Below are 18,014 nucleotides of genomic sequence, written 5' to 3' on the forward strand. Positions count from 1 at the left end.
TTCAGATGGCTTTCAGCTTACGGATTACTTTTTTCATGAAAGTCCGGCGGGCATCCAGCGTCGTGTTGTTCATGTTGTAAAGCCCCAGATAATCCACGCTGACACGACGGTTCATCACGGCGCGCAGGAAACGGGTTCCGTTCTTCCGTGGCGGATCTCCCAGAACAAAGGCTCTGTGGCGGGGGCATCCATATGTCGTGACCGTCATGACTTTCTTGATGTTCGTAAAGCCAGGTGAGAGCTTACCGTCGAGCAGCTTGAAGGATACATCCGGTAGAAAAACGCGATCAAAATAGCCCTTCATGATCGCGGGCCAGCCGAAGTTCCAGACCGGGTGGCATAGAACAAGAACATCCGTGCTTTGCAGGCGCTTCACATAATCGGCCACACGGTGCTGATTGATCGTCACGTCATGATATTCGATGCGATCCTGCGGGCTGAGCACAGGGTCAAAATTGTCCCGGTACAGATCCAGACTGTCCACTTCGTGCCCTTCCGCTTCCAGTGTCTGGGTCACCAGTCTGAATAAGGCAGCGTTGAAGCTGTCTTCCAGGGGATGGGCAAAAATGACGTGGACTTTCACAAGGCACTTCCTGATTGGATGTTTTTTAGAAACAATATGTTCGATATACGAACACTTGTTCGATTTATTTATTTTAGGCATAATCGTTTTCAGCCTGCAATGATATTCGCAACATCATGCATGGTTTTCTGCAAGGACCGTCTTCCCATGGATCAGCCCCTACCCGTTCCTGAAACGGAAATTTCCCTGACTTTCGCCAAAGGCCTTGAAGTTCTAAGGGCGTTTGATGGCAGTCAGACGGACATGACTGTTGCAGATATTGCTCGGAAAGTCGGGCATACGCGGGCAGCAACGAGACGTTTGGTTCGCACCCTTGAATCTCTCGGTTATGTCAAAGGGATAGAGCAGCGATACCGTTTAACGGCGCGAGCTTTGAAGCTTGGTCTGGGATTTCTGCAAAGCCGTTCAATCGGGCACCTGGTTGGCCCAATCCTGCGAGCAGAATCCCTGGCGCTGGGTGAATCGATCTCTCTCGCACTTCTTGATGCGATGGAGGCGATCTATGTGTTTCATAATCCTGCAGACAAAGCTGCAGAAATGGCGGGCCATACCATTGGCAGCAGCATGTCTTTGGCAACGACGGCCACGGGTCAGGCCATATGTGCTTTTCTGCCTTCAGCGACGCAGGAGCAGGTTCTCCTGGCCGCCAAACTTTCCAAAACAGAGCATGATGAACTGACGCGTCACCTGACGGAAATTGCAGCGCAGGGCTTTGCTCTTAAGGATATTTCGCCGCAGGGCGATCTGCGTGCACTGGGCGTCCCCGCTTTCAACCTCGATGGAGAGGTTGCTGGCGCTCTCAGCGTTGTCTTCCCGGCAGACCGCTACGACGATGCACAGATCCGGCATTCTCTTGTCCCTCACCTTCAGCGATGCGCGACGTATCTCGTCAGCGCCCTGTGAGACCGCATATGACAACCATTCTGCACACCTCTGATCTGGCTGAACATTATCTGGGGATGCTCAAAGCCCAGATCAGGAATCATCCGGACACGAGACCTACTCTTGCGGTGATCACTGGGTCTTCAGAGGCCGGCCCACAGGCCTATATCCGGCGCATTGCGGCGCTGGGTGAGTATGGCGGCATCACCATAAAAACTGTCGATGTTACAGGACAGGATGAGAGTGCCTTCTGCAAAACGGTTCGGGAACTGGGTGTAGATCCGCGAATAGATGGCATTTTGGTGCTCTTTCCTCTCCCAGATGGGATTTCGCGCGATGCCGTTCTTGCTGCCATCTCTGCTGATAAGGACGTGGATTGTCTCCACCCGCTTAATCTGGGGAAAGTGACGGCTGGAACTCCCGGATTTCAGCCCTGCACTGCCACTGGAGCAGTGATGGCGGCGGAATATCTTGCAGGCGACCTTCGGGGAATGAACTGCGTCATTATTGGCAGTTCACCTGTGGTTGGGCGGCCCTTGGCGATGTGTTTGCTGGATCGGGGTGCAACGGTTTCCGTGGTTCATATTGATACGCAGGATATTCAATCTCACTGCCGTCATGCAGACATCCTGTTCTCGGCTGTTGGCAAGGCCAGACTTGTAAACAAAGCGTGGATCAAGCCGGGGGCTATCCTGATTGACATCGGGATCAGTTATTGCCCGGCAGAGGGGCGCGTTGTGGGAGACGTAGATCTTGAGTCCGTCGATCACATCGCATCGGCCGTTACAGCAGTTCCAGACGGCGTCGGACCGCTCACAACGTGCACCCTGCTGGCTAATACAGCCAAAAGCGCTTTTGATCGTATGGGGGTGAGCTTTACCTTCCCGAACTTGCCTCGTCAGGGATAAAAAAAGCCGGGAAGATGATCTTCCCGGCCCTCTGCCTTAATCCTGAGGCTCCAGCGTTCTGGCGCTGAGCATTTTGCCCGGATTAAGCAGAAGCATCGGATCATAACGCGTCTTGATAGCGGCCAGATCCGGCGAGGCCACACGATGCATGCCACCCTCCTCGATCGTCACTACATGAGGATTGGCAATGTTCACGCCACGCTTTTCATGTTCCGCGATGATGTGATTGAGGCGGTCTTCATCCGTAAAGCGAATGACCGGAAGAGCTGCACAACTGCCATGACCACCCATCGGGAAAAATTCCAGATGCATCATCAGTTCATCAGGGAAAAGTGCCCGGATTTCCGCAACCTTGTCGAGTGTGCCATCTGCCGGATACCCGCACTGGAGATAGGTATATCCACGGTCCTTCTTCAACACCTGAAGTGTCGTGTGATTCCACGTCAGTTCATACAACGGCGTTGCGCCGGACGTGTTTTCCATGTCCCGCGTGTTGGCTTCGTAACAGAGCTTACCACCTGCCTTAGTTGCTAGAAGCTTGACTGTCTCTATTCCTGCCGGAGCAATCATGAGAATGACGAGGGATGCTCCCTCTGGGACGTGCTCGCGCACAGAGGCAAAAAACGGTGGTAGGTCGCCATCCACAACAGAGACGAGCTTCTTTTGTATCCCGCTCTGCAACGCAATGTCTCTTGCGAAAACAGCAGCCTCATCGAAAGAAGCGAACGAAACGGCCATATCCTGCCAGTTCACGGCAGGTTCCACCCCGATTTCAAGCTCGGTAATCAGCCCGGTCGTTCCATAGGTATGCAGAACACTGTGAGCATCCTCGCCCCGTAGCTCTACAACTTCGGGCTCTTTACCAAGTGTCATCAGACGCAGGGCCAGAACATTTCCCGGCGATGAGAGACCGCCCCAGCGAACCGATCCAATGCCGCCGGAACCACCTGCAATAAAGCCGCCAATCGTGGCTGTCCGCTTGGTGGAGGGATACATGCGGACTTCCCAGCCCTGCTCCTGTAAGGCTCGATCCAGATCCAGCATATTCATGCCAGCCTGCACGCGTGCAATGCCATCCTTGACCCATAGCAGCTTGTTCAGTTCTGTCATTTCAATGACAGCCCCGCCCTCCATCGGAACGGCCTGACCATAATTGCCAGTGCCCCCTCCGCGTGGGGTCAAGCGTGTCTTCGTTTCGCGTGCTGCAGAGGCAATCTTGAGAAGATCCTCTTCATTACGCGGCATCACGATACAATCCGCAAAACAGCTGTCGAGCTGTCGCTTCAGAATCGGGCTGTACCAGTAGAAATCACGACTTTTGCGCTTTACGAGAGCCGGAACCGTCTGAACAGGAATGTCACCGAGCAACGAGAGGAAGGTTTCAATACTGCTCATCGGCCAAGATCCTCAGTGATGGGGCGAATGCGGTCGAGTGGGTATTCTGCAATTTCTGCAAGAAGCTCAAGGAAACCCTTGATCCATTGGTTGGCAACGGCCTCGCCCTTTTCCGCCGTCGCAATGCCCGCATTGCCAGCGGCCCCGGACGGATGAATGTCATGGGTCAGCCAGCCAAAACCGACACGGCCTTCTGCTTCCAGCCACTTCGCGGTCTCGGCCAGTTTCTGTGGCCAGGGCTCGAAATTGTCTGCGCGGCTCATATCCACGAGGTCGGGCCGAAGATGCAGCATCAGAGAGGTTTCGATGTCGCCGCCATGAATGCCGTACTGGCGCTCTTCGGCTGTGAACATACCATCCGGCACACCAAACCGGGACCAGCCCACACAAACAACAAACATTCCATGCGTTCGACGAAGCGTTCTTGCAACAATATCAAGGATCTGTGGCTGTCCACCATGGGAATTCAGAAGAACCAGACGCTTTACACCCGAACGCGCAACACTCTCGCCAATCTCGATCAGAACCTGTGTCAGGGTCTGAGCACTCAGCGTCAACGTACCAGGATACGCCACATGCTCCTCACTTTTTCCGACAGCCTGGATCGGAAGCGCGGTCGCTGGAACTGTTGAAGGAAGAGCTTCGAGAGCCTTGTCGAGCAGCATCTCGTTGATGCAGGCATCCACATAGACTGGCAGATGTGGGCCATGCTGTTCGACAGCAGCCACCGGCAGAATTGCCACCGTTTCTGGCGGAAGATGGCGGAACTGGCGGGAAATCATGTCACACCAATATTTCTTGGGCCAGAAAACCGTCTCGGGGCTGCTTGTCATGGGCTTGGCTTCCGTTGTTCGTCGTGTGGAATGACGCATCCCGGTCAAGCCGGGCCGACAAATTTCCTGTTCCGATATGATATTATCCCGGAACGAAAAGATATGAGAAACAGGAACTTTGCAACTTTTAAAGCATCTATTTTCGATCATATGAGTGCAAAAAAAAGCGCACAAACTGCTCGGACATTCCGCTAGCGTTCCTGAAAATCCCTTGGAAGGTCCGGCATGTCACTCTCTTCTTCGCCCATGAATCCCACTCGCGCCATACTCCTGAGTCGGGCGTCTAAAACCGTCATGGTCGCGTCTCTTGGAGTGTTTGGAATTCTGGTAGCCGTAAATAATATGACGGATTACGGATCAAACTATGAGTTTGTCCGTCATGTCCTGTCTATGGATACGACATTTCCGGGCAATGCGCTGAGATGGAGGGCCGTCTCATCCCCCGTACTCTGGCATCTCTTTTATGTTCTGATCATTGCAGCGGAATTCCTGACTGGTGCCTTCTTCTCCCTCGCTGCGTTGCAAATGGCACGGGCGCTAAAGTCGTCCTCTGAAGAGTTTCGCTCTGCCCGTGCGCTGGTTCCTGTCGCGACCGCATTGGGCTTCATGATCTGGTTCTTCGGTTTTTCTGTTGTCGGTGGTGAATGGTTTGCGATGTGGCAGTCCCATGTCTGGAATGGGCAGGAAGCGGCGTTCCGTTTCTTCATGACAATGCTGGGTGTGTGTGTCTTCACGCAGCAGGGAGACTGAGTGCATCCTTTTTGCGTGCACAAAGAGGTGAAAAAGGTATCGGTCCGGCAGCAGAATAAGTCTTCACAGCGGAACGAAAAAGCCGTTACGGTCTGATTATAAAAATCAAGTCGGGAGGCAGCGCATGACATTACCAAGGCTCAACCGCCGCAGCATGCTTCAGGGCATCATGGCTGCGGGAGCTCTGTCTTCCCTGCCTACCACAAGAGCCAAAGCTGCGACGAAGCCGCTCAGTCTCCTGACTAACTGGTATGCTCAGGCAGAGCATGGCGGCTATTATCAGGCGGCAGAAGACAGTCTTTACGCTCAGCAGGCTCTGGATGTCTCCATTCAGATGGGCGGCCCCCAGATGAACATGACGCAACTTCTGATGGCTGGTCAGTGTGATATCGCCATCATGCAGGGCGAAGAAGCGATCCGCTGCGCCATTCAGGGTATCCCGGCCGTCGCGATCGGCACGACCTTTCAAAAGGGTGTCGGCGGCTTGATGACTCACCCGGATATCCACGATATCGCCCAACTCAAGGGGCATCCCATTCTGATCAGTTCGGAAGGCCGTGCCAGTTTCTGGATATGGCTCAAAAAACGGTATGGCTTCACTGAAGATCAGGTGCATCCTTACACCTACAATCTTCAACCTTTTGCCTTCAATCCGCAGATGGCTATGCAGGCTTTCGTCTCGTCCGAGCCTTACGGTGCGAAAAAGGCGGGCATTCCTTTCAATTTCTTCCTTCTGGATGATCTTGGATACGCGGCTTACGGAAACGTTCTGATGGTGTCTCGTAAGACACTTGAAGAGCGTGGTCCGGAATTACGGAAATTCATTGCTGCCAGCAGCGAGGGCTGGAAGCGTTACATCTTCGGAGATGCCAGTAAGGGCGATGCCGCCATTCGCAAGGCTAATCCGGATATGAGCGCTGATCAGCTCGTCTGGTCTCGTCAGAAGCTGAAAGAAATCAAGGCTCTTGGAATGCCTGGAGCCCCTATCATGACGATGAATGATGAACGCTGGAAGCGCATTTACGATATCCAGCTCGCCGCTCAGCTTGTTCCAGAAAACCCGCAATGGAAAAGTGCCTACACGCTTGAATGTGTCCGCGATGGTCTGGCGACGGTTCCGGCATGAGCAGTCCCGTCCTTTCCCTCGCGAGCATTGAAAAAATTTTCCCTAATGGCGTCCGCGGACTGTCTCCCGTCGATCTCACGGTTGAAAAAGGAGACTTTGTCACGCTCATTGGCCCATCGGGTTGTGGAAAAAGCACCCTTCTCAAGCTGATCGCCAATCTGCACACACCATCCGGTGGCAAAATGAACTGGTGGGGTGGAAATTTTGGCGACGTCGGCCGCAAGGGGCGCCGCATGGCGTTTGTGTTCCAGGATGCCACGTTGATGCCCTGGGCGACGATCGCGAAAAATGTGCGTCTGCCTCTCGATCTGGAAAAAGTAGACCGCTCCACGGCGGACAAGCGTGCTTTGGCGGCTCTGGAACGCGTAGGCCTGGGGCACGTCACGGAGCATTACCCGGCCCAGCTTTCCGGCGGCATGAAAATGCGTGTGTCCATCGCTCGGGCGCTTGTCACGGAACCTGACCTTCTCCTGATGGACGAGCCATTCGGTGCTCTGGATGAATTCACGCGCAATCGTCTGGACGAAGAAATGGCGCGGCTTTGCTATGAAGACGGCCTCACAACGCTGTTCGTAACCCATGCCCTGCATGAAGCGGCTTTTCTTTCCAGCCGCGTCATGGTGATGGCAGCCCGTCCGGGTCGTATTCATGCCCAGTACGAGATCGATCGGTCCATCCTGCGCAATGAAGAGTTTCGCCTGTCGGATCAGTTTGCGGGGATCAGTCGGGAACTGGCCATTCTTCTGGAAGACGCCAGTCGGGAAAGCATGATCCAGCAGGAGATGCGCGCATGATGTCCTCCCGCACGTTCTCGCTACTGGCTCCCATCACGCTCGGTATCATTATTCTTGGGATCTGGGAGGGGATCTGCCGTTTCTGGCATATCCCGCCTTATCTGATGCCGTCTCCCTCGGCCATATGGCGCGCCCTGATACTCGATGGTGTGGCGCTGCTCCATGCCCTGCTCATCACGCTGGAAATCACGTTCGCTGCCTTGATCGCTGCTGTTGTGGGGGGCGTGCTCGTCGCATTCCTGCTGGTGCAAAGTCCTCTTATCGAGCGTTGCCTGATGCCTTACGTGGTCATCATGCAGGTCACGCCAATTGTGGCGATTGCGCCTTTGATCATCATCCTGATTCACAACACGCCGCTTGCTTTGACGGCCTGTGCGGCCTTGGTCGCGATCTTCCCGGTCATTTCCAACACACTCCAGGGGCTACGGAGCGTTGATCCTGATCTGGCTGCTTACTTCCAGATGCACAAGGCCTCGCGCCTTCAGACGCTAATCCGGCTTCGCATCCCCAGCGCGCTTCCCATGTTCATGGCGGGTCTGCGGATTGCCACCGGCCTCTCCCTGGTCGGCGCGATTGTTGCCGAATTTGTTGCGGGAACAGGCGGAAACTCAGCTGGTTTGGCCTATCAGATCCTTCAGTCAGGCTTTCAGATGGACATCCCGCGCATGTTCGCGGCACTTTTCCTCATTACCGTCGCTGGCCTCGTCCTGTACGCCGCCGCTGCCAGCCTGCAACGCTTCGCCCTGAGACACCGCTCATGACCTTTTCTTTTCCCGCTGGCCAGTCTCCCTCCGGCCTTTTGAACGTGAGTATTCCCAAAAATCTGGGTCCCTCAGTACTCGCAGGCAGCAAGCTCTGCGATATCGCACTCGAGAACGGACACATCGCGGAGATCGTCCCGGCAGGCCAACTTCCTCATACCTCGGGAAACGTCGATCTGAAGGGGCAAATGGTCTGGCCCTGCTTTGCCGATAGTCACACCCATCTGGACAAGGCCTTCATCTGGGATCGGACGCCCAATCCCGATGGAACATTCATGGGTGCACTTCAGGCGACGACACAAGACCGAGAGGCTTACTGGACAGAGGCGGATGTAGAAAGCCGCATGGAGTTCAGCCTGAACTGTGCCTATGCCCATGGCACAAGCGCGATCCGGACCCATCTGGATACGTTCGGTGTTCATGGAACCCGGGTCTGGCCCCTTCTCCGCAGACTACAGAAGAAATGGGCTGGAAAGATCGCGCTCCAGGGCGTCTCCTTGACTATGCCGGAACGCTATATGGGCGAAGACCGGGACGGTATTGTGCGGAGTGTCGCGGAGACAGAAGGCGGCGTTCTGGGTGCCGTCCTGATGAAGCACAACACGACGGAAGAGGCGCTAGACGTGCTGTTCGGTCTGGCGACAGAGTACGGGCTGGAACTGGACCTGCATGTCGATGAAAACGGCGAAACAGGTGGCACCGCGCTCGAACTGGTGGCGCAGGCGGCACTCAGGCATCGCTTTCGCCATAAGATCCTGTGCGGGCATTGTTGCAGCCTGACCGTGCAGCACGCCGCCGCCCAGACACGCATCATCTCGCTTCTGGCCGAAGCCGGGATTGGTATCGTCAGCTTGCCTCTCTGCAACATGTATCTTCAGGATCGGACTGCTGGCCGAACCCCGCGCTGGCGGGGCGTGACATTGTTGCAGGAACTGGATGCCGCAGGCGTGCCGGTCATGCTGGCAAGCGACAATGTGCGCGACCCCTTCTACGCCTATGGAGATTTCGACATGCATGAAATCCTTCAGGGCGGCACACGCATTGGGCATCTCGATCATACCATTCGGCCATGGGTGCAGTCCGTTACCAGCCGTCCAGGAGACTGGATGGGGCGCAACCATCGTCTTGAGAAAGGGGCCGTGGCCGATCTTATCGTTTTCCCGGCCCGGAACATGAACGAGTGGATGAGCCGCAATCAGACAAATCGTACGGTTCTAAGAGCGGGGCGCGTTATCGACGCCGTACTGCCAGCCTACGAAACCCTTGGAGGAAGACTCTGATGGTTGCTCTCAAGCCGCGTCGCACGGAAGCCATGCTGACACGGGATGGTATTCGTCTTGTGGCGGATATCTGGGAGCCGGAAGGAGATGGTCCTTTCCCCGTTCTTCTCATGCGTCAGGCGTATGGTCGGAAGATTGGTACGTCACTCTGCTATGCACCGCCCGAATGGTATGCCCGTCACGGTTATATTGTCGTCATGCAGGACGTCCGTGGTCGTGGAGCTTCAGGTGGCGAGTTCGTTCTTTTTGAGCATGAAGCAGAAGATGGCGCCGATACGATTGCCTGGGCCGCTTCGCTTCCTCGAAGCAATGGCCGCGTCGGCATGTTTGGCTTTTCCTTTCAGGGGAGCAATCAGCTCTTGGCAGCCGGTGAAAAGCCGGAGGCGCTAAAGGCGATTGCGCCAGCCATGATTGGCTGGCAACTGGATCGGGATTGGGCGTACGAGAATGGCGCTTTCGCGATGCGTGCGAACATCGGATGGGCCACACAGCTCGCGGCGGAAACGGCCAGTCTCAAGGGAGACTACGAGGCTCAGCAGATCCTGTTTGCTGCCAGCCGCGGGACGTCCTTCAATGGACGTCAGCCTACCGTTCCGGCGCATGACGCCTTACTGGCCAAGTATAGTCATTACACCTGCTGGCGAGACACGCCTCCCGGTGATGCGTACTGGGACAAAATCTCTCCCGCTAGTCGCTTAAGCGATATCGCAAAACTAGCTCCAGCGGTCCTATTGATCGGTGGATGGTATGACAGCCATCTTCCCGGAACGCTCGAAGCTTACCGCGCGCTCTCCCCCCATACCCCGACCCGGCTCATTGTCGGGCCATGGGCTCATTTTCCTTGGGACCGCCATATCGGGGATGTGGACGTCGGTAACGATGCCATTACAGACATTGATCAGCAACAGATCAGGTTCTTTGATCAATGGCTGAAATCAGAACCTGAGCAGCAGGTCGCTCCTGTTCGTCTTTTCGATATGGGGGCGTGCCAGTGGCAGGATCTGCAAGACCTTCCAGAAGGAAACACACAGGCATTTCCATATGGGAGTGGGCGCGCCGCCATTGATACCCGAGATGGCGCCTTGGCTCATGCGGTGCCTGATGATGCGCTGGCTTTGTCTGAAAGCCTTACTCTTGATCCATGGCGCCCTGCAGCGCCATGTGGCGGCAGCTTTGGCTTTCCCGGTGGCCCCGTAGATCGGGCGCGAACAGACGCTCGGTCAGACGTGCTGATCTTTACGACACCCCTGCAGGAGACGGACAGACTTCTGGCAGGGACTGTCACAGGCTGTTTCGAGTTCGAAAGCGAATACGAGAGCTTCGATATCCACGCCACTCTGTCTCGTGTGGACAGTCACGGAAAGGTTCACCCGCTTGCCGAAGGCTATGCCTTGGCTAAGCCCGGTCAGACTCTCCTTCCGATGCGTGGCACATGCTTGACCCTCAAAAAGGGTGAACGGCTCAGGCTGTCCCTCTCCCTCGCCTGCTTCCCGGTCTTTCCGATCAATCCCGGTACAGGCGACAGCCCCATCGCGGCGCCGCTCGATCAACAGCAGGTGACAACAGTTCACCTAAAAACAGGCTCGGGCACCTACCTTCTTCTTCCTTGGCTCAAACAGGAAAGCTAACTCTCATGTCTTTTGCAAAATGCAGCCCCGATAGTGTTGAAGCCTTCCGGATTGCGCCGGACTCAACCAATTACTTTGCCATCCTGTTTGATAGGAAAGCTGGTGATTATTCTTCCATAGCTGTCGTGGAAATCTTTGAACCCGGAGGAGCCACGCCTCCGAATACACATACAGACGCTGACGAAATGTTTTTCGTTCTTTCGGGTACGGGTCGCGCCTGGTGTGACGGCAAAAGCTGTGAGCTGAAAGCCGGAGACGCTCTTCTGGTTAAACCTGGCTCGGAACATGTTCTGGAGAACACTGGCACTAGTAAGCTTTATACGCTGACTGTCATGACACCGGATGAAGCTTTTGGCGACTTAATTCGCAGCGGTATTCCCGTTAAGCTGGACGCTGAAGACCTGGCTGTACTCTGCGGAGGGAGTCAATGAGACGTTTGGGTAGCACATATGCTAACAGTTGGGGTGCCACAGAGGCTTCTATCAGTCTGCTACGACCAGACCGTAAATCCAGAACTGTCAGTCTTCCATCCGTTCCACAAAGTCTGACTCTTGATCTGGCAAAAACTGCGATCATCGTCATCGATATGCAGAACGATTTCTGTCATTCTGAAGGCTGGCTCGCCTCTATTGGTGTCGATATTTCTGCCGCGCGTCGCCCCATCAAGCCTTTACAGACGCTCCTTCCTGTCCTGCGAGAGCATGATGTTCCGGTCATCTGGCTGAACTGGGGCAATCGTCCGGATAAACTCAACCTACCCCCCTCAGTGCTGCATGTTTACGATCCGGCCGGGGAAAATAAGGGCATCGGATCTGCATTGGGCGCAGCAGACAGGAAAGTGCTTGAAGATGGGAGCTGGAATGCTGCCATTATCGACGAACTACACGTCGAGGCAGAGGATATTCATGTTGCAAAATACAGGATGAGTGGCTTTTGGGATACTCCTCTTGAAGGGATCCTGAGAAACCTGCGTGTGGAGACCCTGCTTTTTGCCGGCGTCAACAGCGATCAATGCGTTCTAAGTACGCTCACGGATGCAGGGTGTCTAGGGTATGATTGTATTCTTCTCAATGATTGCTCAGCGACAACCTCTCCGGAGTTTTGTGAGCAGGCTACACTCTATAATGTCCGACAATGTTATGGGTTTGTCGCATCCGGATCTGATCTTGTGAAAAATTTGAACTCCAAACTTATAACTGAAGCATAATATTTCAAATACGCAGGAAGTCGAAAGGGCATATGTGAGCATCTACCGTAACGTGTTGCACTATCCTGAGGATTCCTAAAATTTTTTACTTTTAATTACGTGATAACCCTGCATCTTTGCTGTCGTCTTCATGGATTAGATTCCGAAAATTACTGGGGTAGCGAGTACAACCGTGTAAAAGAAGGCTGTAAGACGTCTGTCGTAGAAGGTTGTAATGCGGTGCCAGTCCTTGAAGACGTTCGAACATGATCTGTATACGTTTGTAGCGGCGCTTGCCGTATTTGAGGGCGCTGTTCCAGGATGTTTACCTCTAAATACAGGGCTTGATACTTTTTCCTGCAAGGAACCCTTGGACCTGTCGGCATTATAGTCTGGTCGACGAGCAGTCGTTGAACCTTCAGCACTTATCGAACAAAGCGGCGGCATTGATATAATTAATGGTCTGCCCTTGCAGTCATGAAGAAGCTCAAAGGGTGATTGTTCGCACCGTTAATGGGCTAATGGAATTAAACTTGGTGTTCATTCCGCCTTTCGGGCCGATCAGACGACCCGTATTTTTTTACCTGCAGATTGGAAGCCGTACGATGCGCCTTCAGATAGGTCGCGTCGATCATCGTCTTGCGATCGAAGAGCTCGTGAGCAACCAGACCTTCCATCATCCGCGGGAAGAATGCCCTTGTGATACCACTGAGTTCCGCCAACAAAGCCTATTGCGATTGATGAAAATATTTAGCTTAGCATCTGACGATCATCTACTCGGGTCTTGTCGTGGCTCTTTGGAAAAGACAACCTAAGCGGCGCTACCTGCTTGCCACGTTAGATAAGCAGCGATTGTTTTGCATTTTTATTATTAAATTGTAATGGGTTTATAAACAAATATCCCCTGAATTTTCAGGGGATATTTGTTTGGTAAAAATATTTATCAGAACGCTGTGGAAATTGTTCCAGTCATGCTGAAGCGCGGCTCAACATAAAACTGGGCGCCTGAACCCGTTTTGGAAAGATTGCCATTTATCAAGCGGACTGCCTGTGTATTTGTGGCTACGCCGACTACACCAGTACGAACAATGGAGCCTGTCAGGTTAGTAAAGTTCAAGCGGATGGTGGGAGATTTAGCATACCACACTGGCTTGAAGTGATACCCTAGAGACAGTGTATTGGTCACATAACCCGGAATGCGCTGATCTCCGGCGATAGAGACAGATTGCGGGCCGGTATAATGAAGGGTGGCGTTGGCAAAGAAGCCTTCGTGAGCGTATGTCAGGCCAAAGTTTGCCATGACGTGAGGCGAAAGAGGAGCCTGTGTTCCTTTTGTCCGGAATGCAGTCAGATTTCCCAAAGCATCGGATGCTGCAATATTGGTATCCATCCGGGCATTCAGGTACTCAAACGATACATAGGGGCTAAACCCGTAGATCGGCTGCGTGGAAAGCATTGCGTCAAAGCCGCGTGCGGTCTGATTACCAGCATTGACGACGCCACTCTGATTATTACCCAGATAAGTGCTGAGAAGTCTGTTGGTAATATTGTAATTAAACAGATCCAGATCAACAATGACATATTTGTCATTGTAGCGGTATCCGAGCTCTTCCTTGATGGAATACTGGTTCTTTGGCAGTGTTCCGGTGTAGGTTGTGTTGCCTAGTGCCGATGCTGAAGGCTGACGGAAGTCACCTTCAGCGTTCACATACACCTGATGATGATCGTTGAAGTGATAACTGATCGAGAGATGGGGCAATGGTGCAGTCAGGTTCTGACCCATCTGCTTGTTGCCAGGATATGTTCTGTACCAGACATTGGACATAACATACTTGAACCCAGCATTGACCAGAAGCCGATCATGGAAATACTTCGCTGTTTCCTGAAGGAATAACGAATGAATTTCATATCCGGTCGTATTGCCGGGGTAAGAGCGGCTGCTTCCCGAGTAAACCTGATATGCAGCATCATTCGGGCTCGGATTTGAGCCGTCTGCCTTTGTTACGCTGGTTGGGAAGTGCTGCGTATAATCCTGATTTTCGTACCAGTAACCGAAATCGAGATGGTTATGTTTGTCGATATCGTAGCCAAGCTTGGCTGTCGCACCGACATCAAGTGCACCATTTTCCTGGAAGTAGCTGGTCAGAGGCGTACCTGAGGCAATTGTTTCGCCTGACTTATAATTCGTGGTGCCTTTTGCAAAGCCACCGGAAGAGCCATCCCAGCCCTGCCCCCAGTTATAGTACGGGCGTAGATCGAACTGAAGCTTGTCTGTAAGAACGACGTGAATTGGCGCACTCAGGAACAGCTGGTTCCAGTGGTCGATATTATTTTTCCAGTAATCATTTCCGGTCGGATCAAATTCAGCCTTACGTCCGTATCCGACGCCCGTGTCCTTATACTGATGGAACTGAGCGGCTGTTGGATAACGGTCAATTACGAAGTCTTCGTAATTCCAAGACATGAACAACTTCGCATAAGAACCGTTTTCCCAATCCTTACGAATGCCAAAGTCGAGGTGACGGCGCTGATTGATGCCGGCCCCCATCCAAGATCTTGCATGAGTATTGGAGAATGAAAGATAGCTGCGCAGGCCCGTCTTCGCAATATCACCGGACTCAACACGAAGAAATTCGCGCGACAAATTGTTGGTGCCGTATGAAAAATCAATCAGCCCCCCCAACTGGTGGGCGGGATCATGAGATGTTTCATTCATTACGCCGGCAGCAGCAGATGTCGCAGGCAGGTCGATTGGAGAAGACCCTGGCATCATGCTGACGCTATCAAGGTTTTCAGAGTCAATATCTTCCGCCATGTAGGATGCGCTGGCTGCGGGTGCCCCATCAACCATGAGGGCCATGTCGGCATCAGTCAAGCTTCGACTCTGAATGCGACCGCCCTGCATGCCTGATGTATCGGGTGTGGAAACGTTAACACTTGGCAGGTTTTTGATGAGATCAAGTGCCGTACTGGTTGGGCTCTTGGCCTCGATGAAGGCTTTGGTAATGGTCTGGATAGCGTAAGGGGCTGTTTCCACCCGCATCATTCCGCCGCCGCGACTACGTGCTAGACGGGACGTAGAAACAGTTACGTGTTCGTCCCCTGTAGAGTTAATCGACGACGGACGACGCATCTTGGGGTGTTCAGGGGTAGCAGTCACAGCGGCATCACGAGAGGCACGCTGGCTCTGAACTGCGGCGCCATGAGCGTGAGCTGTTTTGTGTCTGACGTGGCTGGTTGCAGCCCGAACTGGTTCAGCAACGGATACTGAACCAAAACCCGCCAGACACGTTACAAGAAGGAGGGCCTTCTTATAAGACTGTTTTTCAGATCGATACGGACACATAACCTGCTGGCTTCCCCTGCTGCAAGACACTTAACGTTCTCCACAGGACCTGGTCTCCGATCAGAAGACCCTTCCCATAACGGACTCGTAACATAATCGAGCACTGCCTCAAAAGGCGAATAATTGCCTCGCAGTGATATCAAAAAGAGATCACTTACGAGATATGCCAGACTTGTGGATCTTTTTACACAATGCCGGAAATGTTTTGCAATACAGTCATTTGGTAGATTTTAAAGTTTCAGACAAATAAAAAACTATTGAATAACATATACTTAGGTTGGGTTACCTCAATGGGTTGTGCTTGGGGTAAGTGCATTTTTCTGACATCCTCTCCAACAGAAATGGCTAATGTGTTTTTTGTGCCACTACTATTTTGAAAGCTGCTTTACCCCCTTTGAGGCGTCTCAGTGCGAAAGCGGTACAAAATCTTGAAAAAATTTTAAATATTCCTATTGTTTATCTTTTGGGTGAAAGTTTTACCATGCTGCACAGCCGACTTCTGGTCTATCTGGATACAGTCGCCCGTTGCGGCTCCATAAGAAAAGCAGGAGAACACTTGAACGTCGCTTCCACGGCGATCAATCGGCAGATTTTGGCGTTAGAGCAGGATCTTGGTGCTCCAATTTTTCAGCGCCTTCCTAGAAAGCTTGTACTGACAGCCTCTGGGGAAATCTTGCTGGCGCATGTTCGTGAAACTCTGAAGAACATGAATCACACGCGCCAAATTCTGGAAGATCTGAAAGGATTGAAACGTGGCGAGTTCTCGATTGCCACAATGGTGGGGCCGGTTTCTACCTTTCTTCCGCTGGCTTTAACAGACTTTCATAATACGCATCAAAATGTACGAACTCATGTCAGTACCTATGGCACGCATGATCTGGTCGAAGTAGTCAAGAATGGTCAGGCCGATATCGGAATAGGTTTTGATATTCCATCAGAAAATGGACTGGTCATACAGGCATCCAGAAGTGTGCCCCTCGGTGTGGTTATGAGTGTGCAGCATCCTCTTGCTCATCAGGAATCTATCAGTCTTGAAGATTGTAATGCTTGGCCACTAGTGGTGGCAGATGAGAGTATGGCGATCCGTCCTCACCTGGAGGATCTATATACGGCGAAGGGATTGACCTTTACGCCTTCTCTTGAAACCAACTCTATTGAACTCATGCGACAAATGGCTCTTGTGCCGGGAAATATTACGTTTCTGACGCCGCTCGATATTATTCAGGAACAATCCGAGGGAAAACTCAAGTTTCTCACATTACGAGAAAACGGCATTCATCCTCAGACGGTTTCGATTGTTGCTCGTTCGAAAATTTCAAACCCCTTCACGTCTCTTTTTATTGAAAGAGTTGAGTACTTTCTTCAAGAATATAGTTCGGCCCATTTTGTCTAAAATACTACTTCAGTACGTCTGTCTGGAATAGAAAGACCTTCAATCCACCATGAGGGATTGGAGCACTCGTTGGTAGGAACGGCAATCCGCTTGCGTGAGCCAGTGATTTTTCCGTTGTGATAATTCCTACCCGCCAGCCTTTGAAATGCTCAAGCAATCGCGTACCGAGCGCTCTATACAAAGCTGACAGTTTCTTTTTGTCGCCAAGGCGAGTGCCATACGGAGCATTCAGAATTACCAAACCTGGCGGGCCAGCAGGAGGCATTATATCGCTCACTGTAGCCTGACTGAAGGTTGTATATGCTGTAACATCAGCACGCTCAGCGTTGGCTTTGCTCATCGCAATTGCTCCGGCGTCTCGATCGCTTCCGTAGAAGTGAAATTCCGGGGTGCGCTGGCTTTTCACTTCGCGCATCTGCTCCCACGCAGCTGAGTCGAATGTGGCAAACCGTTCAAATGCAAACTGCCGTGAGCGACCCGGATTAAGGCGCGCTGCGATTTCAGCCGCCTCGATAACGAATGTTCCTGATCCGCACATAGGGTCAAGAACGGGTTCCTGACCGGTGTATCCACATTTGCGCAGAAACAGTGAGGCCATTGTTTCACGCATGGGCGCGCGATTAACGGCTTCCTTATGGCCCCGTCGGTGCAGAAGATCACCGGATGTATCCAGACTGAGCGTACAGAAATTATTCTCGATCCGTGCGCGAACAATAACAGGTGCAGTTTCGGAATCTGGTGCTCCAAGCGTCTCTGTGATGGCTTTGGAAATGCGTTCAGCTGCGGCTCCGCTATGATAAATTCGCGAAGATGAGCACGAAACTTCAACTTGGAACGGCACGTCAGGTTTGAGCAATTCACTCCAAGGGATTTCCTTGGAGCGGAGTTCAAGTTGATTCAGATATTCAGCACGGAATTGCGCAACGCGTGCCAGAACCCGGCTGGCACCCCGGACCCAAAGGTTTGCGCGCCAGACTTCAGGCCATCCTCCCCGCAGTGTCACTCCCCCAGGAACAACTTTGGGCTGGCGAAACCCTTTCAGTTTCACCTCGGCGCAGAGCATGTCTTCAAGACCGGGGGACGTTGCGAGAAAAATTTCAAAGTGCCTGTTTTTCGTCATTGGGCCTCCATGACAGGAAGCGACGTGTA

16 protein-coding genes and 1 pseudogene are annotated in these 18,014 nt (G+C 52.8%); 11 read left to right on the forward strand and 6 right to left on the reverse strand.

What is annotated here, in order from left to right:
- Nucleotide 1 precedes the first annotated feature (1 nt).
- Complete coding sequence (locus tag HKD32_RS08515; protein ID WP_062503432.1) at nucleotides 2–583, reverse strand: NAD(P)H-dependent oxidoreductase; 582 nt, start codon at nucleotides 581–583, stop codon at nucleotides 2–4.
- 147 nt (nucleotides 584–730) lie between these two features.
- On the opposite strand from HKD32_RS08515, the gene HKD32_RS08520 reads away from it, so the two are divergent.
- Nucleotides 731–1,486 carry an IclR family transcriptional regulator gene (locus HKD32_RS08520; RefSeq protein WP_194257840.1) on the forward strand — a complete coding sequence of 252 codons (756 nt, stop codon included), beginning with the start codon at nucleotides 731–733 and terminating at the stop codon, nucleotides 1,484–1,486.
- 8 nt (nucleotides 1,487–1,494) lie between these two features.
- Complete coding sequence (locus HKD32_RS08525) at nucleotides 1,495–2,373, forward strand: bifunctional 5,10-methylenetetrahydrofolate dehydrogenase/5,10-methenyltetrahydrofolate cyclohydrolase (RefSeq protein ID WP_061931089.1); 879 nt, start codon at nucleotides 1,495–1,497, stop codon at nucleotides 2,371–2,373.
- 36 nt (nucleotides 2,374–2,409) lie between these two features.
- On the opposite strand, the gene HKD32_RS08530 is transcribed toward HKD32_RS08525, so the two are convergent.
- Both HKD32_RS08530 and HKD32_RS08535 read right to left on the reverse strand, forming a co-directional pair.
- Nucleotides 2,410–3,768 (reverse strand): FAD-binding oxidoreductase, encoded by a 1,359-nt coding sequence (locus HKD32_RS08530; protein ID WP_194257841.1) that lies wholly within the window; start codon nucleotides 3,766–3,768, stop codon nucleotides 2,410–2,412.
- Nucleotides 3,765–4,601 carry a creatininase family protein gene (locus tag HKD32_RS08535; protein ID WP_061931086.1) on the reverse strand — a complete coding sequence of 279 codons (837 nt, stop codon included), beginning with the start codon at nucleotides 4,599–4,601 and terminating at the stop codon, nucleotides 3,765–3,767. Before HKD32_RS08535 ends, HKD32_RS08530 begins: the two co-directional genes overlap by 4 nt.
- A 225-nt stretch (nucleotides 4,602–4,826) precedes the next feature.
- Between HKD32_RS08535 and HKD32_RS08540 the strand changes: the two genes are divergently transcribed.
- From HKD32_RS08540 to HKD32_RS08575, 8 genes are all read left to right on the forward strand, one after another.
- Nucleotides 4,827–5,351 carry a DUF2165 family protein gene (locus HKD32_RS08540; protein ID WP_061930858.1) on the forward strand — a complete coding sequence of 175 codons (525 nt, stop codon included), beginning with the start codon at nucleotides 4,827–4,829 and terminating at the stop codon, nucleotides 5,349–5,351.
- A 124-nt stretch (nucleotides 5,352–5,475) separates the two neighbouring features.
- The gene (locus tag HKD32_RS08545) at nucleotides 5,476–6,477 is read left to right on the forward strand and encodes an ABC transporter substrate-binding protein (RefSeq protein WP_228118874.1); all 1,002 of its coding nucleotides are present in this window, start codon (nucleotides 5,476–5,478) and stop codon (nucleotides 6,475–6,477) included.
- Entirely contained in the window at nucleotides 6,474–7,271 is a 798-nt protein-coding gene (locus HKD32_RS08550; protein WP_061930850.1) for an ABC transporter ATP-binding protein, read from the forward strand. Before HKD32_RS08545 ends, HKD32_RS08550 begins: the two co-directional genes overlap by 4 nt.
- Entirely contained in the window at nucleotides 7,268–8,032 is a 765-nt protein-coding gene (locus tag HKD32_RS08555; RefSeq protein WP_194257842.1) for an ABC transporter permease, read from the forward strand. The genes HKD32_RS08550 and HKD32_RS08555 overlap by 4 nt, the downstream gene beginning before the upstream one ends.
- Complete coding sequence (locus tag HKD32_RS08560; protein WP_061930843.1) at nucleotides 8,029–9,312, forward strand: cytosine deaminase; 1,284 nt, start codon at nucleotides 8,029–8,031, stop codon at nucleotides 9,310–9,312. Before HKD32_RS08555 ends, HKD32_RS08560 begins: the two co-directional genes overlap by 4 nt.
- On the forward strand, nucleotides 9,312–10,940 hold the full coding sequence (locus HKD32_RS08565) for a CocE/NonD family hydrolase (protein ID WP_061930839.1): 1,629 nt from the start codon (nucleotides 9,312–9,314) through the stop codon (nucleotides 10,938–10,940). Before HKD32_RS08560 ends, HKD32_RS08565 begins: the two co-directional genes overlap by 1 nt.
- 5 nt (nucleotides 10,941–10,945) lie before the next feature.
- Complete coding sequence (locus HKD32_RS08570) at nucleotides 10,946–11,371, forward strand: cupin domain-containing protein (RefSeq protein ID WP_010503212.1); 426 nt, start codon at nucleotides 10,946–10,948, stop codon at nucleotides 11,369–11,371.
- Nucleotides 11,368–12,147, forward strand: a complete 780-nt coding sequence (locus HKD32_RS08575) for a cysteine hydrolase family protein (protein WP_061930836.1) — start codon at nucleotides 11,368–11,370, stop codon at nucleotides 12,145–12,147. Before HKD32_RS08570 ends, HKD32_RS08575 begins: the two co-directional genes overlap by 4 nt.
- Nucleotides 12,148–12,282: 135 nt before the next feature.
- Here the strand turns inward: HKD32_RS08575 and HKD32_RS08580 are convergent.
- Nucleotides 12,283–12,936 (reverse strand): annotated as a pseudogene (locus HKD32_RS08580) (IS5/IS1182 family transposase).
- Between the two features lie 133 nt (nucleotides 12,937–13,069).
- A complete protein-coding gene (locus HKD32_RS08585) occupies nucleotides 13,070–15,472 on the reverse strand; it encodes a TonB-dependent receptor (protein ID WP_194257903.1) in 2,403 nt (800 codons plus the stop codon).
- 394 nt (nucleotides 15,473–15,866) lie between these two features.
- Here HKD32_RS08585 and HKD32_RS08590 point away from each other — a divergent pair, with 394 nt between their 5' ends.
- Complete coding sequence (locus HKD32_RS08590) at nucleotides 15,867–16,865, forward strand: LysR family transcriptional regulator (RefSeq protein WP_228118875.1); 999 nt, start codon at nucleotides 15,867–15,869, stop codon at nucleotides 16,863–16,865.
- 4 nt (nucleotides 16,866–16,869) lie between these two features.
- Here the strand turns inward: HKD32_RS08590 and HKD32_RS08595 are convergent, their stop codons facing one another.
- Nucleotides 16,870–17,985, reverse strand: coding sequence for a THUMP domain-containing class I SAM-dependent RNA methyltransferase (locus tag HKD32_RS08595; protein WP_061930833.1), 1,116 nt, complete (start codon nucleotides 17,983–17,985; stop codon nucleotides 16,870–16,872).
- Between the last annotated feature and the right edge of the window lie 29 nt (nucleotides 17,986–18,014).

It is taken from the genome of Gluconobacter japonicus (genome assembly GCF_015244665.1).
Classification (GTDB): domain Bacteria; phylum Pseudomonadota; class Alphaproteobacteria; order Acetobacterales; family Acetobacteraceae; genus Gluconobacter; species Gluconobacter japonicus.